24 protein-coding genes are annotated in these 26181 nt (G+C 50.3%); 19 read left to right on the top strand and 5 right to left on the bottom strand.

Annotated features, from left to right (window positions below):
- Window positions 1-53 precede the first annotated feature (53 nt).
- Together ybaK and uvrA are read right to left on the bottom strand one after the other, a co-directional pair.
- Window positions 54-530, bottom strand: coding sequence for a Cys-tRNA(Pro) deacylase (gene ybaK / locus Q0Z70_RS01505; RefSeq protein WP_298071968.1), 477 nt, complete (start codon window positions 528-530; stop codon window positions 54-56).
- A gap of 180 nt (window positions 531-710) precedes the next feature.
- Complete coding sequence (uvrA, locus tag Q0Z70_RS01500) at window positions 711-3539, bottom strand: excinuclease ABC subunit UvrA (RefSeq protein ID WP_298071966.1); 2829 nt, start codon at window positions 3537-3539, stop codon at window positions 711-713.
- Between the two features lie 179 nt (window positions 3540-3718).
- Between uvrA and Q0Z70_RS01495 the strand changes: the two genes are divergently transcribed.
- From Q0Z70_RS01495 to Q0Z70_RS01460, 9 genes are all read left to right on the top strand, one after another.
- Window positions 3719-4789 carry a DUF1848 domain-containing protein gene (locus Q0Z70_RS01495; protein WP_298071964.1) on the top strand — a complete coding sequence of 357 codons (1071 nt, stop codon included), beginning with the start codon at window positions 3719-3721 and terminating at the stop codon, window positions 4787-4789.
- A 7-nt stretch (window positions 4790-4796) separates the two neighbouring features.
- Complete coding sequence (locus tag Q0Z70_RS01490; protein ID WP_298071962.1) at window positions 4797-5435, top strand: AAA family ATPase; 639 nt, start codon at window positions 4797-4799, stop codon at window positions 5433-5435.
- A 9-nt stretch (window positions 5436-5444) separates the two neighbouring features.
- Window positions 5445-5831: a 3'-5' exonuclease gene (locus Q0Z70_RS13520; protein ID WP_366807083.1), complete on the top strand. Its 387-nt coding sequence runs from the start codon at window positions 5445-5447 to the stop codon at window positions 5829-5831.
- A gap of 184 nt (window positions 5832-6015) precedes the next feature.
- A complete protein-coding gene (locus Q0Z70_RS01485; protein WP_298071960.1) occupies window positions 6016-7383 on the top strand; it encodes a hypothetical protein in 1368 nt (455 codons plus the stop codon).
- Window positions 7370-8200 carry a hypothetical protein gene (locus Q0Z70_RS01480; RefSeq protein WP_298071957.1) on the top strand — a complete coding sequence of 277 codons (831 nt, stop codon included), beginning with the start codon at window positions 7370-7372 and terminating at the stop codon, window positions 8198-8200. Before Q0Z70_RS01485 ends, Q0Z70_RS01480 begins: the two co-directional genes overlap by 14 nt.
- A 44-nt stretch (window positions 8201-8244) precedes the next feature.
- Window positions 8245-8904 (top strand): class I SAM-dependent methyltransferase, encoded by a 660-nt coding sequence (locus Q0Z70_RS01475; protein ID WP_298071955.1) that lies wholly within the window; start codon window positions 8245-8247, stop codon window positions 8902-8904.
- A 365-nt stretch (window positions 8905-9269) separates the two neighbouring features.
- Window positions 9270-11045, top strand: a complete 1776-nt coding sequence (locus Q0Z70_RS01470) for a LysM peptidoglycan-binding domain-containing protein (RefSeq protein WP_298071953.1) — start codon at window positions 9270-9272, stop codon at window positions 11043-11045.
- 49 nt (window positions 11046-11094) lie between these two features.
- Window positions 11095-11784, top strand: a complete 690-nt coding sequence (locus Q0Z70_RS01465; protein ID WP_298071951.1) for a porin family protein — start codon at window positions 11095-11097, stop codon at window positions 11782-11784.
- A 344-nt stretch (window positions 11785-12128) separates the two neighbouring features.
- On the top strand, window positions 12129-12653 hold the full coding sequence (locus Q0Z70_RS01460; RefSeq protein ID WP_298071949.1) for a hypothetical protein: 525 nt from the start codon (window positions 12129-12131) through the stop codon (window positions 12651-12653).
- 81 nt (window positions 12654-12734) lie between these two features.
- Here the strand turns inward: Q0Z70_RS01460 and Q0Z70_RS01455 are convergent, their stop codons facing one another.
- A complete protein-coding gene (locus Q0Z70_RS01455) occupies window positions 12735-12950 on the bottom strand; it encodes a hypothetical protein (protein ID WP_298071948.1) in 216 nt (71 codons plus the stop codon).
- A 13-nt stretch (window positions 12951-12963) separates the two neighbouring features.
- On the opposite strand from Q0Z70_RS01455, the gene Q0Z70_RS01450 reads away from it, so the two are divergent.
- The 10 genes from Q0Z70_RS01450 (at window position 12964) to Q0Z70_RS01405 (ending at window position 23464) form a co-directional block, all read left to right on the top strand.
- Window positions 12964-13530: a sugar O-acetyltransferase gene (locus Q0Z70_RS01450; protein ID WP_298071946.1), complete on the top strand. Its 567-nt coding sequence runs from the start codon at window positions 12964-12966 to the stop codon at window positions 13528-13530.
- 13 nt (window positions 13531-13543) lie between these two features.
- Entirely contained in the window at window positions 13544-14362 is an 819-nt protein-coding gene (locus Q0Z70_RS01445; protein ID WP_298071944.1) for a carboxymuconolactone decarboxylase family protein, read from the top strand.
- A gap of 109 nt (window positions 14363-14471) precedes the next feature.
- The gene (locus Q0Z70_RS01440) at window positions 14472-15065 is read left to right on the top strand and encodes an occludin (RefSeq protein WP_298071942.1); all 594 of its coding nucleotides are present in this window, start codon (window positions 14472-14474) and stop codon (window positions 15063-15065) included.
- A gap of 13 nt (window positions 15066-15078) precedes the next feature.
- A complete protein-coding gene (locus tag Q0Z70_RS01435) occupies window positions 15079-15978 on the top strand; it encodes an SDR family oxidoreductase (RefSeq protein ID WP_298071940.1) in 900 nt (299 codons plus the stop codon).
- Between the two features lie 685 nt (window positions 15979-16663).
- Window positions 16664-18910 carry an adenosylmethionine--8-amino-7-oxononanoate transaminase gene (gene bioA / locus Q0Z70_RS01430; protein WP_298072043.1) on the top strand — a complete coding sequence of 749 codons (2247 nt, stop codon included), beginning with the start codon at window positions 16664-16666 and terminating at the stop codon, window positions 18908-18910.
- Window positions 18907-20061 carry an 8-amino-7-oxononanoate synthase gene (locus Q0Z70_RS01425; protein ID WP_298071938.1) on the top strand — a complete coding sequence of 385 codons (1155 nt, stop codon included), beginning with the start codon at window positions 18907-18909 and terminating at the stop codon, window positions 20059-20061. The genes bioA and Q0Z70_RS01425 overlap by 4 nt, the downstream gene beginning before the upstream one ends.
- A gap of 73 nt (window positions 20062-20134) precedes the next feature.
- Window positions 20135-20800 (top strand): alpha/beta fold hydrolase, encoded by a 666-nt coding sequence (locus Q0Z70_RS01420; RefSeq protein WP_298071936.1) that lies wholly within the window; start codon window positions 20135-20137, stop codon window positions 20798-20800.
- Window positions 20785-21543 (top strand): malonyl-ACP O-methyltransferase BioC, encoded by a 759-nt coding sequence (gene bioC, locus Q0Z70_RS01415; RefSeq protein ID WP_298071935.1) that lies wholly within the window; start codon window positions 20785-20787, stop codon window positions 21541-21543. The genes Q0Z70_RS01420 and bioC overlap by 16 nt, the downstream gene beginning before the upstream one ends.
- 24 nt (window positions 21544-21567) lie before the next feature.
- Complete coding sequence (gene bioD / locus Q0Z70_RS01410; RefSeq protein WP_298072041.1) at window positions 21568-22218, top strand: dethiobiotin synthase; 651 nt, start codon at window positions 21568-21570, stop codon at window positions 22216-22218.
- 73 nt (window positions 22219-22291) lie between these two features.
- The gene (locus tag Q0Z70_RS01405; protein WP_298071933.1) at window positions 22292-23464 is read left to right on the top strand and encodes a glycosyltransferase; all 1173 of its coding nucleotides are present in this window, start codon (window positions 22292-22294) and stop codon (window positions 23462-23464) included.
- A gap of 47 nt (window positions 23465-23511) precedes the next feature.
- Here the strand turns inward: Q0Z70_RS01405 and Q0Z70_RS01400 are convergent, their stop codons facing one another.
- Window positions 23512-24756, bottom strand: a complete 1245-nt coding sequence (locus Q0Z70_RS01400) for an ABC transporter permease (RefSeq protein WP_298071931.1) — start codon at window positions 24754-24756, stop codon at window positions 23512-23514.
- Between the two features lie 3 nt (window positions 24757-24759).
- The gene (locus Q0Z70_RS01395; RefSeq protein WP_298071929.1) at window positions 24760-25959 is read right to left on the bottom strand and encodes a pyridoxal phosphate-dependent aminotransferase; all 1200 of its coding nucleotides are present in this window, start codon (window positions 25957-25959) and stop codon (window positions 24760-24762) included.
- Window positions 25960-26181 lie beyond the last annotated feature (222 nt).

Raw genomic sequence — 26181 nt, 5'->3', positions numbered from 1 at the left:
GATTAATAAATTGAGTTATTTTGCGCAAATATAAAACATTTGACTCATATTTCCTAAAAAAGCAGACAAACTTCGGCTCCCGTCTCCTTAATCAAATCCTTCGGATCGAGCTTCAGCTGAAGGCCGCGCTGCCCCGCACTGATGTAGATATAGGGAAAACGGAGGCACGTCTCGTGGATATACGTGGGGAAAGGCTTCTTCATTCCGATGGGCGAACAGCCGCCACGAATATAGCCTGTCAGGGGTAACAGCTCTTTTACGGGAATGAGATCGCACTTCTTGTTGCCCGACACTTTGGCGGCTAACTTCAGATCCACTTCGTGTTCGCCGGGGATGACACAGACGAAATGGCCCGTCTTGTCGCCGTGCAGGATAAGGGTCTTGAACACGCAATCTATATTCTCGCCCAGGCTGGCGGCTACATGCACCGCACTCAGATCACTTTCATCCACCTCGTAGGGGATTAATTCGTAAGCTATCTTAGCCTTATCCAGCAACCGGGCTGCATTGGTCTTATTGATCTTTTTCATCGTTCTTTCCTATATATCTGAAGCAAAGCATTGCTTCAATCCGTTTATACTGTCAGTTCAACGTCTTTGTACTATCAGTTCAAAGCCTTTAAACCGACAGTTTAATACACGTAAACTAACAGTTTATTTTCTATAAACGAGAATAAACTCATATTTATCTGACAAACAACACCTTTTCTGTCACAGGCCCAATTCCTTTTTGAGGAACTTCGGCGTGTATCCCTTGCCGCTCATCGCCACCTCTTCGGGCGTGCCGCACGACAGGATTTCTCCCCCACCCTTGCCGCCTTCGGGGCCCATGTCGATGATATAGTCGGCCATCTTGATGACATCCAAGTTGTGTTCGATGACAATCACCGTGTTGCCCTTGTCCACCAACCGTTCCAGCACGTTCATCAGCACGCGAATGTCCTCGAAATGCAGGCCTGTAGTGGGTTCATCGAGGATGTAAAGCGTCTTGCCCGTATCTCGTTTGGACAGTTCCGTAGCCAGTTTGACGCGCTGGCTTTCGCCGCCAGAGAGCGTGGTACTGGACTGTCCGAGCTTGATATAGCCCAAGCCCACGTCCTGAATGACCTTGATTTTGCTCAGTATCTGCGGTACATTCTCGAAGAACTCTACGGCACGATTGATGGTCATGTCGAGCACGTCGGCAATGGACTTGCCCTTAAAGCGCACTTCCAGCGTTTCGCGGTTGTAGCGCTTGCCGTGACAAACCTCGCAGGGCACATAGACGTCGGGCAGGAAGTTCATCTCGATTGTCTTGTAACCGTTACCCTGACAGGCTTCGCAACGGCCGCCGCTCACGTTGAACGAGAAACGTCCGGGCTTGTAGCCTCGTATCTTCGCTTCGGGCAGACCGACAAACAGGTTGCGGATGTCGCTGAACACGCCCGTATAGGTGGCAGGATTGGAACGCGGTGTGCGCCCCAAAGGCGACTGATCGACGTTCACCACCTTGTCGATATATTCCAGCCCTTCAAGGTTGTCGTATGGCAAAGGGTCTTGCAGAGAACGGTAGAACTTCTGCGAAAGGATGGGTTGCAGGGTTTCGTTGATGAGAGAGGACTTCCCGCTACCCGACACGCCCGTCACACAGATGAGCTTACCCAAAGGAAACTCTACGTCGATGCTCTTCAAATTGTTGCCACGGGCTCCGCGCAGCCATAAGCTGTGTCCGTTGCCTTTACGCCGTTTTGGGGGAACTTCGATAGCCTTTTCACCGTTCAGATATTGTGAGGTCAGCGTATGCGTCTGGAGCATCTGGCGGGGCGTGCCTTCGAACACCACTTCACCACCCAGCCGTCCGGCCTTGGGCCCCATGTCTATCACGTAGTCGGCGGCCAGCATCATGTCCTTATCGTGCTCCACCACAATGACAGAGTTCCCGATGTCTCTCAATTCTTTCAGCGAATTGATTAGGCGCAGGTTGTCGCGCTGGTGCAGACCGATACTGGGTTCGTCCAATATATAAAGCACATTCACCAGTTGTGAACCAATCTGTGTGGCCAATCGGATGCGCTGGCTCTCACCGCCGGACAAGCTCATCGAACTGCGGTCGAGCGAAAGGTAATCCAATCCCACATCGAGCAGGAACTTCAGGCGGGTACGTATCTCCTTGAGTATCTCCACAGCTATCTGCCGCTGCTTGTTGTTAAGGTGTTCTTCCACATGCATCAGCCATTCGTAGAGTTCGCCGATGTCCATCGTGGCCAGCTCTTGAATGTTCTTGTCGTGGATGCGGAAAGACAGCGCTTCACGGTTCAGCTTGGCTCCATGACACTCAGGGCAAGTGGCCGTGCGGGCAAACTGCTCGGCCCATTTCTGTGCCGTAGGCGAAGGGTCGCGCTCCTGCAACAACTGGATGTACTTCACCACGCCTTCGTAGGTCGTGAAGTAGTCCGACGATGTTCCCACCAACTGGCTCTTGATTTTCAGCCGCTCATCCGAACCGTTAAGTATTTCGTCTATCGCTTCGTCGGGCAAATCTTTGACCGGCGTCTTCAGGTTGGCATCATACTTCTCTAATAACGCTTCGATCTGCCAGAAAATCATGCTATTTTTGTATTTTCCCAACGGCACAACAGCTCCGTTGTACACGGACAATTCGCGATCGGGAATTACCTTGTCGATGTCTATCTGGTTCACTACGCCCAACCCCTTGCATCGGTGGCAGGCACCTTGAGGAGAATTGAACGAGAAGTTATGGGGGGCAGGCTCCTTATAGGAAAGGCCCGTCACAGGACACATCAGGCGTTTGCTGTAGTGGCGCAGACTTTCCGTCTGCACATCCAGTATCATCATCAGCCCGTCGCCCTGACGCATGGCCGTCGCCACACTGCCTTTCAGCCTCGTGTCGTCCTTGTCGGACACGACCAGCTTGTCTATCACCACCTCCACATCGTGGTTCTTATAGCGGTCCAACTTCATGCCCGGCAGCGCTTCCTTCAGTTCGCCGTCCACGCGGACGTACAAGTAACCTTTCTTCCTTACCTGTTCGAACAATTCCTTATAGTGTCCCTTGCGATTGCGCACCAGCGGAGCAAGCAAGTAGATGCGTTTGCCTTTGTATTCTTTCAGAATGAGATCCAAAATCTGTTCCTCCGTATATTTCACCATCTTCTCGCCGCTGAGATACGAATAAGCCTCACCCGCCCTGGCATAGAGCAGACGAAGGAAATCGTAGATTTCGGTCGTGGTGCCTACGGTAGAGCGCGGGTTCTTGTTCGTTGTCTTCTGTTCGATGGAGATGACAGGGCTCAGTCCCGTTATCTTGTCCACATCCGGGCGCTCCAGATTGCCCAGGAAGTTACGGGCATAGGCCGAGAACGTTTCGATGTAGCGTCGTTGTCCCTCGGCAAAGATGGTGTCAAAAGCCAGCGATGACTTGCCGCTGCCGCTCAGCCCGGTAATGACTGTCAGGCTGTTTCGCGGGATTTGCGCATCAATGTTCTTCAGATTATGCACCCTTGCTCCGTAGACATTGATATATTCGTTTTCTTCTTGCATATCCGACTGCATTTTATTCAACTTGCAAAAATAAGCGTTTCTTGGCGAATATCAGCTTGTCGTCTGCTTTTTTCGGCTTTGGAAAAACACAATATTATTTCTCTGCCTGTATTTCAAATATTTTTTTTACTTTTGCATTCTGTACAAATCAGGCGTTTTACAGCGCAACTTATAGTACTATGGCTTGGAAGAAAATAAATATTCAGCGTGAAAATGGAGAATGGGTTGATGCCCAGGCTCCAGAGATTGTTTCTGCGAGTAGGAGCACTGACATTCCGGCCTTTTATGCCGACTGGTTTTTCCACAGATTGGAAGTTGGATATTCTGCATGGCGCAACCCTTTCAATGGAGTGAACAGCTATGTTTCTTATAAAAATACACGCTTTATCGTATTTTGGTCTAAAAACCCGAAACCTTTGTTGCAACATTTGGCCAAATTGAAATCCCATTCTCCAAAAATAGAGTGCTATATTCAGTACACGCTGAATGATTATGTGGCAGAAGGGTTGGAAAAAGGCGTGCCGCCATTGGATGAGCGTATTGAGACTTTTAAGGCTCTTGTCGAGAATTTAGGAAAAGGAAGAGTTATTTGGAGATTTGATCCATTAATCCTTACTGACAGAATATCACAGGATGACTTGCTTCACAAAATGGATTATATCGGCGACAGATTGCTTGGCTATACAGAGAAGCTTGTGTTCAGTTTCGCCGACATCGTTTTTTATAGGAAGGTGAAAATAAACTTGGAACGAAACGGCATAAACTACCATGAGTGGACTGAGACAGAAATGGTTGATTTCGCAAGGGAACTATCTGAACTCAACAAGAGATGGGGATATGAACTGGCGACTTGTGGAGAGAAACCAGAATACGGCAGATTTGGGATTATTCCGAATCATTGTGTAGATGACAATTTGATGATACGTTTTGCTTGGAAAGACAGTGTTTTGATGAAGGTGCTTAGCGTAGAGGTGAAAACAATCGACAATAGTTTGTTTGAGAGCCCAAAAATCCCGACAAATGCCATTATGCTTGACACTGAGCATTATGCTGTCAAAAAGAAAGACAATGCGGACAAGGGACAGCGTGAACTGTGTGGTTGCAAGATAAGCAAAGACATCGGTCAATATGACACTTGTGCGCATCTTTGCGAATATTGCTATGCGAATACAAGCAAAAAAACAGCTTGCAGAAACTATCGCACAGCGAGGGAAAGCGGATTAACATCAGAGACAATAACCGGAAAATAAATAGATTATGGCTGGATATTATTTTAATCTACCGCAAATAACAGATTTGACTATTCCGCAACAAGCGGCATTGGATGATCCAGAACAAATCGCTTTGTCTGGAGGACCGGGAACTGGGAAATCGGTTGTTTCACTTTGGAGACATATCTCAAACTATATGAATAATCCTACAAAGAGAAGTTTGTTGTTGACATATACGACAACTTTGAAGGAATATTTGAAAGCTTGCTGTAGAAGCCAGAATGAAGATGCAGCAAAAATGGTTGCGACTTCAATTAATAGTCGATATAGAATCCACAATTATAAATTTGCGGAAATAATCATTGATGAGGCTCAAGATTTGGATGAAGAATACTATCATGATATCTTGTCAAAGGTGTCATATGGAGCTGACGATTCGCAGATTCTTTATCCAAACCATAGTTGCACACAGTTGCAATTGAGAGGTATCTTCCCCAAAAATGTGGAGCATGTACTAAGTAGGAATTTCAGAAGTACTCAAAGGATCATGAGATTTGCGAAAGCAACTTTTCCGAACGCCGTAATCCCAAGAGAGATAATTGATGGATTGGCAAACAATATTGGAGAACTGCCTGTGTTTATGGTTTCAAATGGTAGCATATATGACCGAACGAATGAAAAATAAAACGATGCAATAATTGAGATTATCGAATCATTCCGTTCAAACACTCATAATATTGCGATTCTTGTTCCTTGGAAGAATGATGTTCAAGTTTTTGAAAACGTTCTTGAAGAAAATGTTGATGATTTCTCTCTTTATTACGAGGACAAAGAAAGATTTCCTGATGGTTGTGCCACCATCAAAAATGTGCATATAACAACCTTTAAATCAGCAAAAGGACTGGAATTTGATACTGTGATAATCCCAAATTTCCATAAGTTCGATGAAATCCTAGGCCAATTTAACATTGAATGGAATGATTATTATGTTGCTTGCACCAGAGCAAAAAGCAATTTATACCTAATTAGCAATTACGACATGCCGAGCCTGAATTCGGTAGTTGATAAAACTGTATTGTAATATGAGAACCTACTATTTCCCTATAAAATCTGAGTGCCTAGCACACTATTTCGGCTGCGCTTGTCTTAAGCCAAGTAAGTATTTCACGAACAAACCGCAGGACATCCAGAACTTGTTTGAAAACTTCTTGCTTATAACAACAAGCAGGGGTTGTATTGAATGCAACTGTAACTTAGAGATTGTCTTGACAAACGAAGAAGAAACGGATCTAATATCAGCGGGTGGAACATGGTACTTATTTGAATTCGCTTTGCCTATTACACGAGTAAAGAAGATTTACTTCATAGAAGAGCAGCAGAAAAACAAAACCCTATCTAACATCAGAATGGGAACAGCATTCGTTCCTGATTCAATTGTTGGAGCTGTTAGTAGTTTCGAAGATATCACAGTTAAAGAAGCTAAGGTACCGGAAGGTTGTTATATCAAAGACCACACAAAAAAGATAGAACTGTATGACCGTATCCTTGGCGCCTTGATTATAATGAGATTGGCAAGGGAAAAGTATATGAATTTCTCAGAGACATACATTGAGACGCTTGCTGTTTTCAACAAATTGATTGCCGACGCACTTGACAGAGCAGGAAAAAGTTCCAATAGCCAATATTCTGGACTATTTACGCAATCAGAAAGCTATGCTTGTTTGTTACCTTATTTAAATAAACAGGTAGATGTTGTTGATGTAAAGCAGATGGCAAAAAACGAGGGCCAGACTGTATTCCAAAATAAAATCACAAGAAAGATAGAATTGGATAGTCTCAACAAAAAGGCATATATCTTAGCTGTATTAGCAAGCTATGGAGTTGGAGCCGAATCGAAAAGAGACAAAATTGACGGATTGATTCTTTCTAATTTTGAAGGCATTAAAAGTGCACAATTAGTCGCATTATGCTTTGGATACAACCGTGGCTACAATGTGTTCAACAGTTTTTATGGCACATCAGAAGGCAACAGAATTGATGTAAAGTTTCAGCTTGACTCACAATTAGACTATTACACGATTGAAAGTGTATATCAGTTTGTCTTCAACAAGAAGATTTCTGAAAATTTCTATTATTTGGACTCATGGTGCAACAAGCAACGTACACCAAGCGTAACAAAAAAAACAGACTATTGCGTATTAGATACAATTGTAATAGGTAAAAAAAAACCGAAGGTTGGCTCCAAAGAGTGGTGGAGTTCTTTGTCTCAATTTTATCAAAGGATTGATGTTAGTTCTATCTTTCAAACACCTTTGTCAAATCTGTTCAACAGAGTTGCAGATTATGTCATTCAAGAATGTATTGAAGAAAAAGAAGAAGAAATTGCAGAGATAAAAACTCAATACGAGAAAAAAAACAGCCGCTTAATGGAATTGCAAAAGACAGAGGAAAGAACTATTAGTATAAGTCGCGAAGATATAATGAAAGAAGTTTTTGATTATTTCAATAAGGATGACAAAGAATTGAATGTGATTCTAAAATCTTTAGGAATAAAATCAAAAGGCTTGAAGAAGAATGAAAAGATATTCAAGATCCTGATTACAAAAGAGCAAAACATTTTTGACAAAGATTAATATGAGTTTCTTCAATAATGCATATGCAGAGGCTTCAAGTGTAGAATCGCTTGAAGCCTATCTTCGAAATCATTCTGACGAATTGTATGACATATATTCATCAAGGCGTGATGTCCTGTCTAAAGTATCTGATGACATTAACAAATTTGTACAACTAAAATTCAAGTATTACTCTCAACTTGATTTCTCGAGCACTCAAAACAGATCCTTTTTGCTGATTATGCTTGACTTGGCAGAACGTCTTAACTTGCAAGGTGCGATGGCTCGTCTTGCAAGACTCGTGTCAGATAAAGAAATAGAAATAACAAGCAGAATACAGGCAGGCTTGTCCTTTGTTTACCCAAAACCTAGTACTGCTGATGATTTAATATCGAAATTTGATGATATTTGCCGTTTGCTTCAAGTTGCAATTGAAGAAGAAGAGGACAGCAACCTTCCTTCTCTGATTACATTCCTTAATTACTATAGTGCTGTTGTAGATTCATTACATCCTACGAAAGCTCTGATAGTGAAAGACAAATTTCTTGAAGCTGTAGAACAAAATAAATATCCCTTCTTGAATGATATTAAGGATATCTGTAAAATTAATGTCAATAATGAGCAAGCCCATGAACAATTGCAAGAAGCAATAGATCATCTGAATTGTCAAAATCTGAGTATTTCACCGTTTGTGCCAAATGAACTGTGTCTCATTGAAGAAGGTACAGAGTATGTGAATTGGATAAATTCTGGTAATAAAAACTTTGATACAATTAGACAACATGCTGTTATCCTTGCTTCTGACAGCTTTGATCATGGTCGTGGCGTTATCTTATAACAGAAGAACAAGGGTTATATAATTATCTAAAAAACTATGGAAGTATGCATAAAGCTAAGATGCAGTCTGCTCTGGCAGAACCTTTCCCGCAACAATTTGACCAACCATTGACAATAATTGATTGGGGATGTGGACAAGGATTGGCATCAATGCTATTCTGTGAGAAATATTATCAAGAAAATGCCAATCAAATCATATTAATCGATCCGTCGGAATTGGCGATTAAACGAGCTTCGCTTCATTGCAAAGCCGTTAATCCAGAATGTTCTGTAAGAACAATATGCAAAAAGCTTGACGATGTTGAACTAAATGATATTGGCATCATAAGAAACAACGTTGTAGTGAATCTTTTCTCGAATATACTTGACATAGACGATTATTCTACGCCACATATCCTTTCGTTAATGGCTGGAATAAAGAAAGCTGAAAACTATTATGTCTGTGTATCTCCACATATCAACGATATTAAAACGAACAAGATTGATAATTTCAGACGTTATTTCCAAACCATGTCTGGATATGTAGAATTCCATAACATTGACAATACAAAACAAGGTGATTTTTGGATGTGCAACAATGTATTTAAATCTGGGGTTATTAATCACGGAGTACAATATGGTTGCTCTCCATACCACGATGAAAATGGATGTATAAAAAAATGGACAAGAGTACTGAGAGTCTTCAAAGTGACAAACTGCAACTGAAAAAGCTGTTTACCTGCAAAAAATGGTGAATATTTCATAAAATACTGTTAATAATTCAATATTAAAAATCACACATGTAAATAACGTGAGTTCGAGATTATCGGACACTCCGACAACTACTGTGTGAACATCATCCACATACCGTAGCTTATCCTGTTATGGAATATGTGAAAAATCCACAGAGGTGTCTCCCCGTACATCAAATGGGATTGTCACTTCTGACATTTTATCATTGTCCAACTTTGCCTAAATAAGAATAACACAATATTATTTCTTAACTCAATCCTTTGGCTGAAATGAGACAGATTTGTTAACTTTGCGGCAACTTTGGGTATTATTTTATTAGAACCGAACGAATGATTGGAATGAAAACAGCCAAACGCATCTTTTGCACCCTGCTGCTGGTTACAGCCTGTAGCATCGGCATCCGTGCACAAGAAAACCAGACATACTTTTTGCACACCATCGAAAAAGGTCAAAGCCTCTATTCCATCGCCAGCATGTATGGCGTCAGCCAAGCCGACATTGTCCGACTAAATCCGGGTAGTGACGAAAAGATATATGTAGGACGTACCCTGCGCATCCCCCGCAAGAAAGAAAGCCGGACGCAGGAAACCTTCCATACCATCGCTGCCGGAGAAACGCTCTATCGCCTCAGCGGTCTTTACGGCGTAACCATACAGGCTATCTGCGACGCCAATCCCGGTCTGGATGCCAATAACTTCCGTGCAGGACAAGTCATTCGCATCCCTGCCAAGACACCTGAAATAACAGTCGAAGCTCCCAAAGAACAACCGAAAGAGCCCGAAATGCTCAAACCCAAGTGCCGCGACATGCACAAGGTGAAACGCCGTGAAACCATCTACAGCATCAGCCGTGAATATGGCATCACGGAAGAGGAGCTCATTGCCGCCAATCCTGAACTGAAAGGCGGAAACAAAATCAAACACGGTTCCTTCCTCTGCATTCCCTATGCACGTGAAAACCATTCGGACAAGAAGGCAACGGAGCAAAAGCCACTCACCGACCGTGAGCTGTTCGAAGAAAACGACAAGAAAGCCCAGAAATATGCTACCGTAAAGGCTGCTATCATCCTGCCTCTGCTGCCAGAAGGCATTCAGAAAAGCGAGTCTACCCGTATGCTCGAATACTACGAGGGATTACTGATGGCCGTTGACAGTCTGAAGCGCCAAGGCATATCATTCGATCTCTATACTTACAACTCCGGCCCCGAAAACGCTTCGCTGCAAAACATCCTTTCCCGTCGTGAGATACAGAACGTAAATATCATTTTCGGTCCGCTTTATCAGCAACATATCAAGCCGCTGGCCGAATTTGCCCAAAAGAAAGACATCCGATTAATCATCCCCTTCACGTCGAAAGACAATTCGGTGTTCCGCAATCCCTGCGTCTACCAGATTAATACCCCGCAGTCTTATCTCTATTCTGAGGTCTACGACCACTTCCTGCGTACCTTCAGCCGCCCTAATGTCATCTTCATCGAAGCTAAAAGCGGTGCCGATGAAAAAGCCGACTTCATCAAAGACTTAAAAGAAGAGCTGCGTAACCGCTCCATTCCGATGGTTTCCCTGTCGGACGGTTCTAACGACACAACGTTCAGTGCAGCAATGCGGGCCGGATACGAGAATATCTTTATTCCAACTTCAGGAAGCAATCTTACACTCATTAAGTTCCTGCCACATCTGACACTGGCTGTACGCCAACATCCTGAGATGCAATGCCACCTGTTCGGCTATCCCGAATGGCAGACCTATACCAAGGATCATCTGGAATCGTTCTTCGAACTCGACACCTATTTCTATTCATCTTTCTATACCAACAACCTGTTGCCGGCAGCCTCCAACTTCACCCGCAACTACCGTCATTGGTATAGCAAAGATCTGGAAGAGCGTTACCCAAAGTATGGAATCTTAGGATTTGATACGGGATATTTCTTCCTGAAAGGCTTGTCGCAATACGGTTACAAGCTTGAAGACAATCTGGACCGCCTGCAAGTCAATCCTATTCAGACCGGCTTCAAATTCCAACGCGTCAACAACTGGGGAGGCTTTATCAACCGGAAAGTATTCTTCGTACATTTTACCAAAAACTACGAGTTGTTTAAGCTGGACTTTGACTAATTGAGAGTTGAGAATTGAGAGATGAAAATAGAGAATTGAACGTTGAATAATGAAACTGAAAACCGTACTTCCCGTCCTCCTGCTACTTTTCGCCCTGGCTGCCCCGCTGCATGCCCAAGTGGGCGAACAGCGCTACGACTTCACCGTCGGCATCAACGGCGGTGTCAACCTCAACAGTGTCAGCTTTTCGCCCAGCGTGCAACAGAAGAACTTGATGGCTCCAGTAGGAGGCGTCACGTTGCGCTACGTCTCCGAACGCTTAGGCAAGATGATTTGTGGTGTCCAAGTGGAAATCAACTATTCCCAACACGGATGGGACGAGTTCTACGAAGACTATCCCGATTTGCAATACACGCGCAAGATGAATTACGTCGAACTCCCGTTCCTGGCCCATCTGGCATTCGGCAAGGAAAGTCGCGGCCTGCAGTTTTTCATCAATGCCGGACCGCAGATCGGCTTCTTCCTGAACGAAAGCTATACGCAAAGCGGTCCGTGGGAAAACTATTCCAACCTTACCGTCGAACAGCATGACATGGATGTGGAGAACAAGTTCGATTATGGTATCACAGGGGGACTTGGCATGGAACTGCGCACCAAAATCGGCCATTTTCAGGTAGAAGGACGCTATTATTATGCCCTCTCCGATTTCTACCACAGCACCAAGAAGGACTATTTCTCCCGTGCTGCACACGGCGTTATCGGAATCAAAATGGCTTATCTGTTCGATATTACCAAATAATCCGGGGAAGGGGAAATGAATTTTTCCTCCTTCGGAAACAATTTTAAAATAATTTGCAACTCTAAGAATTTATTCCTACATTTGTAGCGCATTGCTGAAAGGCATTGCGCTTTTTTATATAATTAGCTCAATCGCTGTCGAATCACCACCTCGGATGCAAACGAGCTATTACAATTCTTGTTGGGATTTGTGCTTTTTCGCGCAGACCTTCCCATAAAGAATTGTGGCTTGTGGTGAGCCAAGACAGCGTATGGCGATAGTCTGCGCTTTTGTTGTTTATAGACATTTGCGCGACACGTCTATGATGCCGGCACTATTGCACAAAACTTATAAACTTTAAATGTATGAACAAACGTATTCTTTTTTATGTGCTACTTCTTGCACTTATATTACCATTCGTATCAGTTGCTGATGAAACAGAAGTGTCGAAAATTGAATGGTTGGTATCAAAATACCATTACAGTCTTCCTTCTATGAATAAGATTGAAAACTATTCTCTATATTGCAAGATTATATATAATCGTCAATATCAACCTGAAGATTATATATTTGTATTTCGAGCTCAAAATGATAAGTATGATGTTTTAGAAGATCAATTTGTTATTTGTTCTGGAGATGCACAAAAAATGTATGACACGTTGAGTGCTTGTATCTATTTTTCAGAAAATGTTAAAGAGAGTGGACTCACTTTTAAGACAAATGGTATCGCTTTGGAGAATACGAAACTTCCTTTAGGCGGCGGTTGGATTACTTATATAGAGATCGACGGAAGTTATCATGGATTCAAAATGAAAGAGCTCAAGAATTTAATGACGAAATTTGAAGCATTTTGTAAAAAACAAGGATTGCAAATTAAGAAGCAGGACTAAATAACCCAAACCGTCGGAAAACGATTTGTCGCATATTTATAACAAAGCTGGCAACAGGCAAGCCTGCGTCAGCCGGTCCAATTACACGACAATGCGTCTACAGAAGCCCACGCCGACAATCTCGCGCTGTTGCCAGTACGATTCTCTGCATTGTGAAGGATTCCTGCGAGCGGATGGGCTTTTCAGCCTTCCGCCCACGCCGGCCTCCTTGAGGAAATCCGTAAAACGGGTACAAAAATTCTGCGTCGGGGTTATCTTTCCATCCGCTCGTTGCGCTATCTTTGCATCGAATATCATAACGGACCGAATTATGACCATCGAAGATTTCAAAGAACTTGTAAAGACGCGCCGCCCGCTGGATACCGAAGACATCGGACAATTCATGAACGACATGAGCAACGAGGCACGGCGCATCACTTTCCAACTGAACACGGCCTACCACACGCCCGACGAAGTGCGCAGACTGCTTTCCAGTCTCTTCGGCTACGAAGTGCCTGACTCGCTCCGCGTGTTCCCGCCTTTCTATACAGACTTCGGCAAAAACATCACCGTAGGGCGCGACGTATTCATCAACGCCTGCTGCCATTTCCAAGATCACGGCGGAGTGACGCTGGGCGACGGTTGCCAGATAGGACACAATGTCGTGTTCGCCACACTTAATCACGAGCTTATCCCCGAACGGAGACATGTCACCCTGCCCGCTCCTATCGTATTGGGGCGCGGCGTCTGGGTAGGGTCGAACGCCACCATCCTCTCCGGTGTGACCATCGGCGACAATGCCGTCATAGCGGCCGGTGCTGTCGTGACGAAGGATGTGCCGTCCGGCGTCGTAGCAGGAGGAGTGCCTGCCCGCATCATCAAGCGCATCACCGACTAAACATTATATCATTATGAACAAACTAATCGTATCATCCCTCTTTTGCATTCTAACACTAAACAGTATGGCACAACAGAAAATTGTACAGACAGCCGGACGTGACCAACTGGGCGAGTTCGCCCCAGAGTTCGCACGCCTGAACGACGACATCCTATTCGGAGAAGTATGGAGCCGCAACGACCTCTTGAGCTTGCGCGACCGCAGCCTCGTCACCCTGACCGCCCTCATCAGCCAGGATATGACCGACTCGTCGCTTATCTACCACCTACAGACGGCCCGTCAGAACGGCATCAGCCGGACGGAAATCTCTGAAATCATTACCCACATCGCCTTCTACGCCGGATGGCCCAAAGCATGGGCAGCCTTTCGCCTGGCCAAAGACGTCTGGGCCGACGACACGCCCGCTACGGACGCCAAAGCCGCCTTCCAGCGGACAATGATTTTCCCCATCGGCGAACCGAACACAGCCTTCAGCCGCTACTTCACGGGTAACAGCTATCTGGCCCGCATCTCGGATGCACAGGTATCCATTGCCAACGTCACTTTCGAGCCGCGCTGCCGTAACAACTGGCACATCCATAAAGCCACGAAGGGCGGCGGACAGATGCTCATCGGTGTGGCCGGACGTGGCTGGTATCAGGAGGAAGGCAAGCCGGCACAGGAAATCCTGCCCGGCACGGTCATCCACATCCCCGCCAACGTGAAGCACTGGCACGGCGCGGCTGCCGACAGCTGGTTTGCCCACCTGGCCTTTGAAATCGAAGGCGAGAACACTTCCAACGAATGGCTGGAGCCTGTAACGGACGAGGAATACGACCGGCTTCAACCCTAAAGACATCCCTTCGTGTACGAAGGGGAATAAAAACCGATAAATAGTCTTAAGACGGAGTGAGAATGTCAAGAAAAGCCGTATCTTTGAAGCGGCAACAATGTATAGAGATATGAAACGGTTCTCAGTCCTCTTTTCACTCCTTACCCTCTACTGCGGCATCGCCTTTGCACAAACAGAGGCGGCCGCAGACACCCTGCGTCATACGGCGGACGACATCCCTCCGACAGGGGAACAACTTCTTCCCGACGGCGTGAAAAGTTACGACGGTTTCCTGATCGACCTGAACAGCCTGATGAAACTGCCTGCGCAGGGTTGGGAAAAGCCCTTCCAAATAGTCATCCCCGACGCGAGCAAAGATTATAACCGGATATTCCGACTGAACCCCGATGTCACCTATTCTTCGGGACTGAACAATATGTTCTCCCTGTCGGGTTCGCCCTATTTCAGCAGCAACCCATTCGGCCTCATGGGCTTCGGCAGCACGACGGATAACCTTCAGATGGGCAGCTTCCGCCTGAAGAACGGCTGGCGGCTGAATACGTATGGCCAGTATGACAAGGACGGCCGGCGGGTGTCCAACCCCTCGGCCCTTCCCTGGCAGCAAAACGACTTCAAGGGCGCTTTCGAACTGAAGTCGCAGAACGGCTCGTTCGGCATCCGCATCGAAGTGCAGAAGGGACGCGAAACTCCGTTTTTCCACTAACGTACCGAACACCATGCAACAGAAGATATTGATTGTAGGAACCAACGGATTTACCGGAAGACGTATCCTCGACACCCTGTCGGACAAAGCGGACTATCGGGTGACGGGCTGTTCGCTGCACGCCGACATCCGCCCGCATGCGGACAGCCGTTACCGCTTCGTGCAAGCCGACATCCGCGAGGAAGCAGCCATCCGCCGCCTGTTTGAAGAGCTGCGGCCCGACGTCGTCATCAATACCTCCGCCCTCTCCTCGCCCGACTATTGCGAAAGCCACCGCGAAGAAACGGACGAAACCAACATCCGTGCTGCCGCCCGTCTGGCCGAGAACTGCGAACGCACCGGCAGCCGCCTTATCCACCTGTCGACGGACTTCGTGTTCGGCGGAGACAGCGACCGGCTTTATACCGAAGAAGACATGCCCGCCCCCGTGAACTACTATGGCCGGAGCAAATGGGAGAGTGAACGTCGGGTAACCGGCCTGTGCGGCAACTGTGCCGTGGCACGTATCGTCGTGGTCTACGGCAATCCCCTGCCCGGCCAGCACAGCAATATCGTGCGCCTCGTGGCAGATCGCCTGCGCAGCGGGCAACCCATCCGGGTGGTGAACGACCAGTGGCGCACGCCGACTTTCGTAGACGACGTCGCACAAGGCATCGACCGGCTTATCGTCCACCCGTCCAACGGAATCTTCCACATCTGCGGCCCCGAATGCCTGACCATTGCCGACATCGCCTACCGCGTGGCAAACGCATTGCGGTTAGACGCCTCGCTGATACAGCCCGTCAGCACCGCCGAGATGCAGGAAGCCACTCCCCGACCCCGCTTCAGCGGCCTGAGCATCGACAAGGCCCGCCGTCTGCTGGGATACCGTCCGCACTCGCTGGAAGAAGGCATCCGGGCAATGCAAGGCTGAAACCGCATTTCCGTTTCTCTATTTCCCGCCCCCACGTCACATTTTGTCCACCCACACGAAAGATCAGTCTACAGATACGTATCTACCAACATGACAGATGCGTATCTGCAAACTTACAGATGCGTATCTACCAACATAACAGATGCGTATCTACCAACTGACAGATACGTATCTACAAACATGACAGATGCGTATCTACGAATTTACAGATGCGTATCTACGAATTTACAGATGCGTATCTGTGCTCCTGACAGATGCGTATCTATACACCTGATAGATGCGTATCTGTACTCCCCATAGATGCGTATCTGTACTCCCTATAGATGCGTATCTGCAAATATACAGATGCCAGGCTATAAGGATATAGTCGGTAGCAGGAACCGACGGAAGCAGGGGCGACAAGTCAACGACTTTACGGCGTATCGACAGATAAATTTGGACGAACGGATTTTGTTCCCTATCTTTGCTCCCCGAAACCAACAGGAGACTGACTCTCGTGAAAAAGAAATTTATCCAAAAAACGTCCTTGCGCTTCCGTCGCTGGAGCCACCGAAGCTATGCCGCCTTTGCCAGCATCGGGCGGGATGTCACTATCGGGCATCTGTCCAAAGGCGTGGCAGACAGCTCGCTGCGCAAGCAGACGAACACGGCAGGCACGCTCCTTCCATCTTTATCATTATCCGTTATGACAATCGAACAACTGAAGCTTCGGGTACTGGCAGGCACAGCCTTGTCGCCCGAAGAAGCGGCCTGGCTGGCAGGTACGGCCGACCGCGAGGCGCTCTATCGCGCCGCCCACGAGATTACCGCGGCATGCGCTCCGCGCGAATTCGACATGTGCTCCATCGTCAATGCCAAATCGGGCCGATGTCCTGAGAACTGCAAATGGTGCGCACAATCCTCCCACTACCACACACAGGCCGATGTCTACGACCTGCTGCCCGCTGAAGAATGCCTGCGGCACGCCCGTGCCAACGAAGACCAGGAAGTCAACCGGTTCGGCATAGTGACCAGCGGACGAAAACCTTCCAAGAAACAGATTGAACAGCTTTGCGATACGGTGCGCTACCTGCGCCGCCACTCGTCTATCCGGCTCTGCGCCTCGTTGGGCCTTGTCGACGAAGACGGGCTGCGGAAGCTGCACGAAGCCGGTGTGACTCGCTACCACTGCAACCTTGAGACGGCGCCTACCTATTTCCCCGCCCTCTGCTCCACACATACGCAGGAGGAGAAGATACGCACGCTGGAGGCAGCCCGCCGCGTAGGCATGGACGTGTGCAGCGGCGGCATCATCGGCATGGGCGAGACGATGGAGCAACGCATCGAGCTGGCCTTCGCACTCCGCCGGCTGGGCGTGCAATCCATTCCGGTGAACCTGCTCAACCCCATCAAGGGCACCCCGCTGGAAGGTCAGGCGCCGCTGGACGAAGAGGAGATACTAACTACCATCGCCCTTTTCCGCTTCATCAACCCCACCGCCTCCTTGCGCTTTGCCGGCGGACGTTCGCAGCTCAGTCGCGAAGCCGTGAAAAAAGCCTTGTATATAGGTATCAATTCAGCCGTCGTGGGCGACCTGCTCACCACCCTCGGTTCAAAGGTAGCCGAAGACAAACGGCTGGTGCGCGAAGCGGACTACCTCCTCTGCGATTCGCAGTTCGACCGCGAACACCTGTGGCATCCCTATACTTCAACCACCGACCCGCTGCCCGTCTACAAAGTAAAGAGTGCGCAGGGGGCTACCATCACGTTGGAGAGCGGCGAGACGCTGGTCGAAGGCATGTCGTCGTGGTGGTGCCAGGTACACGGCTACAACCATCCCGTGCTGAACCGTGCCGTAGAAGAACAACTGAAGCGGATGTCACACGTCATGTTCGGCGGCTTGACGCACGACCCTGCCATCGAACTGGGTCGCCTGCTACTGCCGCTGGTGCCGCCCTCTATGCAGAAGATTTTCTATGCCGACTCAGGTTCCGTAGCTGTGGAAGTGGCGTTGAAGATGGCCGTACAGTATTGGGCCGGCCGGGGAAAGGAGAAGAAAAACAACTTCGTTACCATCCGTTCGGGCTATCATGGCGATACGTGGAACGCCATGTCGGTTTGTGACCCCGTCACGGGCATGCACTCGCTCTTCGGAAGCGCTCTGCCCGTGCGCTACTTCGTGCCTCAGCCCCGCTCACGCTTCGACGGCGAATGGAACCCTGACGACATCCTGCCGCTGAAGAAAACCGTTGAACAACATGCCGACGAACTGGCTGCCCTTATCCTTGAACCTATCGTGCAGGGCGCAGGCGGCATGTGGTTCTATCATCCGCAGTATTTGCGCGAAGCAGCCCGCCTATGCCGCGAACACAACCTGCTGCTCATCTTCGACGAGATAGCCACAGGCTTCGGACGGACGGGACGCCTCTTCGCCTGGGAACATGCGGGTGTGGAGCCGGACATCATGTGTATCGGCAAGGCGCTGACGGGCGGATACATGACTTTATCGGCCGTATTGACCACAAACGAATTGGCAGATACCATCTCGAACCATGCCCCCGGCTGCTTCATGCACGGCCCTACATTCATGGGCAATCCGCTGGCCTGTGCCTGTGCCTGTGCCTCCATCCGCCTGCTCACGTCGGCAGAATACGACTGGCAGGGACGGGTGCATCGCATCGAAGCACAGCTGCGCCGCGAACTGGAACCGGCACGCACGTTGCCGCAGGTAGCCGATGTGCGCATGCTGGGTGCCATCGGGGTCATTGAGACTAAGCAACCGGTAGACATGGCCCGGATGCAGCGTCGTTTCGTGGAAGAAGGCATCTGGGTACGTCCCTTCGGACGGTTAGTCTACCTGATGCCGCCCTTCGTCATCGAACCGGAACAGCTGAGCCGGCTGACAAGGGGAGTATTGAAGATCGTGTCGGAAATGAAACAAGACTTCACATGAACTTTCTCCGAGAACTGCAACAAGAGCTTGACGCCCTGCATGCCAGAGGCAATCTGCGCCACCTGCCCCGGTTAGAGCATGACGGACGCTACGTCATCACCCCCGGCAACGGACGACGGATGCTGAACCTCTCGTCCAATGACTACTTGGGACTGGCGGCAGACACCGACCTGCGCCGCGAGTTTCTGGAAACGCTGACACCCGAAACGTTCCTGCCCACCTCGTCTTCGTCTCGCCTGCTGACGGGTAACTTCCGCGTGTACGACGAATTGGAAGACGAGCTGGCCCGACGGTTCGGCACCGAAGCTGCGCTGGTGTTCAACTGCGGCTATCATGCCAATACGGGCATCCTGCCTGCCGTAGCCGATGCGCAGACGCTTATCTTAGCCGACAAGCTGGTGCACGCCAGCCTCATCGACGGCATCCGACTGTCCGCACCCGCCCGCTGCATCCGCTACCGCCATAACGACACGGCACAGCTGGAACGGCTCGTCGACGAACATAGCAGTCGGTACCACCGACTCATCATCGTCACCGAAAGTGTATTCAGCATGGACGGCGACCGTGCCGACCTGCGCCGCCTTGTGGCTCTGAAACGACGGTATGACAACGTGCTGCTCTACGTCGATGAAGCCCATGCCTTCGGTGTCTTCGGCCCTACGGGGCTGGGCTGCGCCGAAGAAGAAGCCTGTATAGCCGACATCGACTTCCTCTGCGGCACCTTCGGCAAAGCCAGTGCCTCGGCGGGAGCTTACGTGGTATGCAGCCGGACGGTACGCGACTATCTCGTCAACCGCATGCGCCCGTTCATCTTCACCACCGCCCTGCCGCCCGTCAGTGTGGCGTGGACGCTGTTCGTCGTGCGCCGCCTCGCCGCGATGAACGACCGTCGCCGCCACGTGCTGCGTCTGGGCGAACGGCTACGCACCCGCCTCGCCGCACATGGATACGCCTCGTCCAGTGCCAGCCAGATTGTCCCGATGATTGTCGGACCGAGTGCTGACACCGTGATGCGTGCCGAAGCCCTGCAACGCCACGGCTTCTACACTCTGCCCGTCCGTCCGCCCACAGTGCCCGAAGGCACATCGCGCATCCGCTTCTCGCTGACGGCGGCTCTGACGGAGGACGAAGTGGACAGCATCCCCCTCTGATGCTATAGGAACGAAAAACGCCTGCCATACCGATGAGCAACATACAAAAACGAATCATCAACTCCAAAAACGAATGAAACAAATCTATCTCATCAACGAACACCATCCCCGCCTGCTTCTGTTCTTTACCGGATGGGCAGCAGACGAAACACCCTTCCGTCCCTACCGCCCACAGGGAATGGACTATATAATCTGTTACGACTACCGTACATTGGACTTTAACGCTACGCCCCTGTACAACTATACTGAAGTACACGTCGTAGGCTGGTCGATGGGCGTATGGGCCGCCTCGCACGTGCTGCCCGCTACGGGCCTGAACCTTGTGAGTTGCATCGCCCTAAACGGCACACCCTATCCCATCGACGAACGGCGCGGCATCCCGCCCGACATCTACCAGGGCACGTTCGACGGACTGACGGGCGCCTCGATTCACAAATTCCTGCGCCGCATGTGTGCCGACAGCACCGCCTTCCGCCAGTTCCTTGAGCGCACGCCCCGCCGACCGTTAGACGAGATACGCGACGAACTGGCCTGCATCGCCCGCCTTAACGCCGCGCTGCCCGCTCCCTCGCTGACATGGACTGAAGCTGTCGTGGGCCGGAACGACCGCATCATCCCGCCCGTCAATCAGCTGAACGCCTGGCACGAACTGGGCACACCCGTCCTTGAGACCGACGACGCACACTATCAGGAACCTCTCTTCAAATACCACCTGCAATACCGATGGACAAACGACTGATTGCCGAACGATTTGCCCGTGCCCGTACTACCTACAGCCGCGAGGCGCACGTGCAGCAACAGGTAGCCGAGAAGGAGCTTGCCCTGCTCCGCCACATTTTGCCCGATGCCCACTTCGACCGCATTGCCGAGTTCGGTTGCGGCACGGGGCTGTATTCGCAGCTCATCTACGACACGTGGCATCCTTCGCTGCTCCACCTCAACGATCTCTGCCCTGAGATGCGTTTTTGCCTGGAGAGTCTGACGACACAGCCCGGCGTGACCTTCGAAGCAGGCGATGCCGAAACCTGTCCCCTGCCCGACGGGCTGGACCTGCTGACGTCCTGCTCCACCCTCCAATGGTTTGCCTCGCCCCGGAATTTCTTCCGCCGCAGCACCTCGCTGCTTCGCTCCAATGGCGTACTGGCTTTCACCACCTTCGGTCTGCGTAACCTGCTCGAAATACGCACACTGACGGGCAACGGACTGGACTATACGCCGCCCCAGCAGCTTCGCCGCGAACTGGAGGATGCCGGTTATCGCATTCTCCACTTGGAACAGGAAGAAGCCGTGCTTCGCTTCCCTACTCCCGTCGATGTCCTGCGCCACCTGCGTCTGACGGGCATCACCGGCACGGAGAAGCAGACCTGGAGCCGAGGCCGCCTGCAGTGCTTCTGTGATGAATACGTCCGCCGCTTCGGCTCGGTCGAAGGGGTAAGCCTGACGTATCAGCCGATATATGCAATCTGTATAAACGAAAACTGAATGATAAAAACGAAACAACAACCCATGAACTCCAACAACATCTACTTCATCAGCGGCATCGACACCGATGCCGGGAAATCCTATTGCACCGCCTGGCTGGCAGAGCAGCTCATCAAGGAAGGCAAACGGGTCATCACCCAGAAATTCATCCAGACTGGCAACGTGGGCCACAGCGAAGACATTGATCTGCACCGCCGCCTCATGGGTACCGGCTACCTGCCCGAAGACCGCGAAGGATTAACCATGCCCGAAATCTTTTCCTACCCCGCCTCACCCGACTTAGCGGCACGTATCGACAGCCGTCCCATCGACTTCGACCGCATCGACCGCGCTACGCAGGAACTGGCCCGCCGCTATGACACGGTGCTGGTTGAAGGTGCCGGCGGCCTGATGGTACCTCTCAAGGACGAATACCTCACCATCGACTACATCGCCGAAAAGGGTTACCCGCTCGTTTTCGTCACCTCTGGTAAATTGGGTAGCGTGAATCACACCCTGCTTAGCCTGGAGGCCGTCGCCCGTCACAGCATTCGGCTTGACACCGTGCTCTACAATCTCTATCCCACCCTCGAAGATACCACCATCCGGGAAGACACGCAGCAGTACCTGCTCCGCTACCTCGGACGTCACTTTCCGCAGTGCCGCTTCCTGACAGTCCCCGTGCTGGAGAAATAAGAAAAAGGAAGGACAGGCAGTACAAGGTGTGGACAAAAATTCGTACTTTTGCGCAATACTATAATGAAGCAAAATGGAAGCATTCGCATTCGACACAACAGAACAATACCTGCTGGCAGCCGTCGGCATCCTGTTCGCCGTCCAGGTCCTCTACTACCTCGTTCTATATAACCGCATTCACCTGCGCAGCCGCAAGGCCGGACGCAACGACTTGCACTTCACGCAGGAGCTGTCCCCCTTGTCCGTCATCATCTGTGCCCATGAGGAAGTGGAAAACCTGCGCCGCAACCTGCCCGCTATCCTCGAACAGGACTACCCGCAGTTCGAAGTCATCGTCATCAACGACGGCGAGAAGAGCGAAAACGAAGACTACCTGACCCAGCTTGAGAACCATTACCAAAACCTCTACCACAGCTTCGTGCCTGACTCTTCGCGCTACATCAGCCGCAAGAAGCTGGCCGTCATGCTGGGTATCCGTGCTGCCCGTTACGACTGGTTGGTAATGACCGAAGCCAACTGCTGTCCGCAAAGCAACCAATGGCTGCGCCTGCTGGCCCGCAACTTTACCTCGCACACCGAAGTAGTGCTGGGCTACAGCGGCTATGAACGTGGCTACAACTGGCTCCACCGCCGTGCCGCCTTTGACAGCCTGTTCACTGCCATACGCTACTTGGGTTTCGCCTTAGCCGGCAGTCCCTACATGGGCATCGGTCGTAATCTGGCCTACCGCAAGTCGCTCTTCTTCGACCGGAAAGGCTTTTCCGCCCATCTGAACCTGCGTCGCGGCGACGACGACCTCTTTGTCAACCAGGTGGCTTGCCGGGACAATACCCGTGTGGAGACCGACCCGGCAGCCGTTGTCCGTATGCAGCCTCTGTTCCACACCAAGGACTGGCGCGAAGAAAAGATAGGATATACATCCACCGCCTCCCTCTATCACGGCATGCAACGCCGGCTCCTCGGATTCGAGACCTTCAGCCGCCTGCTGTTCCATGCCGCATGGATAGTCACGGTTGTGCGGGCCATCCTTCACGCCCACTGGCTGGTTGCAGGCATCGGCATCCTGCTGTTCGCCCTGCGCTTTACGATGCAGACGCTCGTCATCAACTTCACAGCCAAAGACCTGGGAGAGAAATACCGTTACCGATTCCTTCTCCCCATCTTCGACATCCTGCAACCGCTCCAGTCCCTACGCTGGAAGCTCTACTGCCTCTTCCGCGACAAACGGGAGTTCCTGCGGAAATAAAGTTTTCTTTTCTCTTCGTTACGGGAAGGAAGTGGAGAAAGCAGGCATCATTCGTAGCGCATGGAGTCGGCCGGACGGATGCGCGTGATGAGATAGGACGGACCCACCAGCATCCACACCGAAGCAAGCAGCGTACCGGCATTGAGCAGCAGGAATATCCACAGGTTGAAAGAGACGGGGACGGTGTCCATGTAATACGTAGCAGGATCGAGCTTGAAGAGCCCGAAGAAACGTTGGACAAAATAAAAGGCCAGCCCGATGGCATTGCCCCACAGCATTCCCTTGCCGATGAGGAACACCGAAAACCACAGGAACAGGTGGCGGATGGTACGATTGTCAGCCCCCAACGACTTCAGCACACCAATCATTGATGTGCGCTCGATAATGATAATGAGCAATCCCGATATCATGGTGAAGCCCGCCACGCCGATTATCAGTACCAGAATGACCCAGATGTTGACATCCAGAATGCCGAGCCAGGCAAAGATACCGGGATTGAGCTGTTCGATGTTACGGGCACAGAACTCTTGTCCATAACGGTCGGTTTTCCCCTCCAGACCGGAAGCCAGTTCCCACGTGATGTCCTCCAGGCGGCTGTAGTCGTTCACCGCCAGCTCCAGTCCGCTGAATCGGTCTGTCTCCCAACGGTTCAGACGGTTCACCGTATGGAGGTCGGTGACAAGATAGAGATTGTCAAACTCGGTCAGATTCGTCTGGTAAATGCCTGCGATGGTCAGGCGGCGCGCCCGGATATTATCCTGTATGAAATAAGTATCTATCTTGTCGCCCAACTTCAGTTTCAGTTTGTCGGCCAACGAGCGCGAAACAATCACCCGATTGGACGAGGCCGTGTCGCTGAACTGAGGCATCTCGCCTTCCAGCAAGTGACGACGGAAGAACTCCGTATCATACTCCGGCCCGATGCCCTTGAGCAACATGCCTTGAAAAGCCTCGTCCGTCTTAATCATACCTGCCTTGAGCGAATAGCGCTGTACGTGGCGTATGTCTGCATCGGTACGCAACGAATCCAGTTCTGCCGCCGTCATCGCGATGGGAAGCGACTCGTAAAGGGAACCGGCATTCAGATTGGTAATCTGTATATGCGAACCGAAGCCTGCTATCTTGTCGCGCACCTCTTTCTTGAATCCGACAATGACAGACACGGCTACAATCATCACGGCCAGCCCGACGGCGATGCCGACCATCGCAATAAGTACCGCCGGTCGCGAAACCTGCTTGCCGGAATCATTGTCACGATAGATGCGACGAGCGATAAAGAGAGGCAGGTTCATAGCTTATTCCGTTCTTCCTGGATATGCCTCCAACGCTTTCCGAAGGACAAAGAGGGCACGCATCAGATCTTCTTTCTTCAGTACGTAGGCGATACGCACCTCGTTGCGTCCGGCACCGGGCGTGGTGTAGAAGCCCGAAGCGGGCGCCATGAACACCGTCTGGCCTTCATATTCAAAGTCGGACAGACACCACGCACAGAATTTGTCGGAATCGTCCACAGGCAGCTTGGCTACGGTATAGAAAGCTCCCATCGGGATGGGCGAATAGACACCGGGGATGCGGTTCAGCCCGTCGATGAGACACTTGCGGCGTTCCACATATTCGTCATACGTATCGCGCAGGTAGTCCTCGCCCGCGTCGAGCGAAGCCTCGGCTGCAATCTGTCCTATCAAAGGAGGGCTTAGACGAGCCTGGCAGAACTTCATCACGGCATCGCGGATTTCCTTGTTTTTCGTAATCAACGCCCCGATGCGGATGCCGCACTCCGAATAACGCTTCGATACGGAGTCTATGAGCACCACGTTCTGCTCGATGCCTTCCAGATGGCAGGCCGAGATGTAGGGCGAACCGGTATAGATGAACTCGCGATACACCTCGTCCGAGAAGAGGAACAGGTCGTATTTCTTCACCAGGTCGCGTATCTGGTTCATCTCGCGACGGGTATAGAGATAACCGGTCGGGTTATTGGGATTGCAGATGAGGATGGCGCGCGTGCGCTCGTTGATCAGTTCCTCGAACTTCTCTACCTTAGGCAGCGAGAAGCCTTCCTCGATGGTGGTGGCAATGGTACGTATCCTGGCACCGGCCGAGATGGCAAAGGCCATGTAGTTGGCATAGGCCGGTTCGGGCACAATGATTTCGTCGCCCGGATTGAGACAGGCCATAAAGGAGAAGAGCACGGCCTCCGACCCGCCCGAAGTCACGATAATGTCGTCCGCTGTCAAATGGATGTTATACTTCTCGTAGTAGCCCACCAGCTTCTCGCGATAGCTGCGATAGCCTGCACTGGGACTGTATTCCAGCACCGTGCGGCCGATGTTGCGGATGGCGTCGATAGCCACCTTCGGCGTCGGCAGGTCGGGTTGTCCGATATTCAGGTGAAACACGTGTATGCCCCGCTGCTTGGCGGCATCGGCCAGTGGAGCCAGTTTGCGAATGGGAGATGCGGGCATTTCGTTCCCCCGGATAGATATTTTCGGCATGAATTCTTCCTTTTTACAGTTTAGAGTTTTGCATTTGCTGAACTTTCATTCCAGTCATTTAGGAGTTGCAAATGTAGGCATTTATTTGATACCACAGGAAAGCATGGCATAAAAACTTTAAAAACCTTATGACGGTGCTCAAACGAAGGGTCACGAACACCCTTTATCAAGGGTCACGAACACCCTTCATCAAGGGTCACGAACACCCTTCATCAAGGGTCA

Source organism: uncultured Bacteroides sp., assembly GCF_947632445.1.
Taxonomy (GTDB): domain Bacteria; phylum Bacteroidota; class Bacteroidia; order Bacteroidales; family Bacteroidaceae; genus Bacteroides.
The sequence above is the reverse complement of the archived record's forward strand: the minus strand, read 5'-3'. Positions and strand labels throughout refer to the sequence as shown.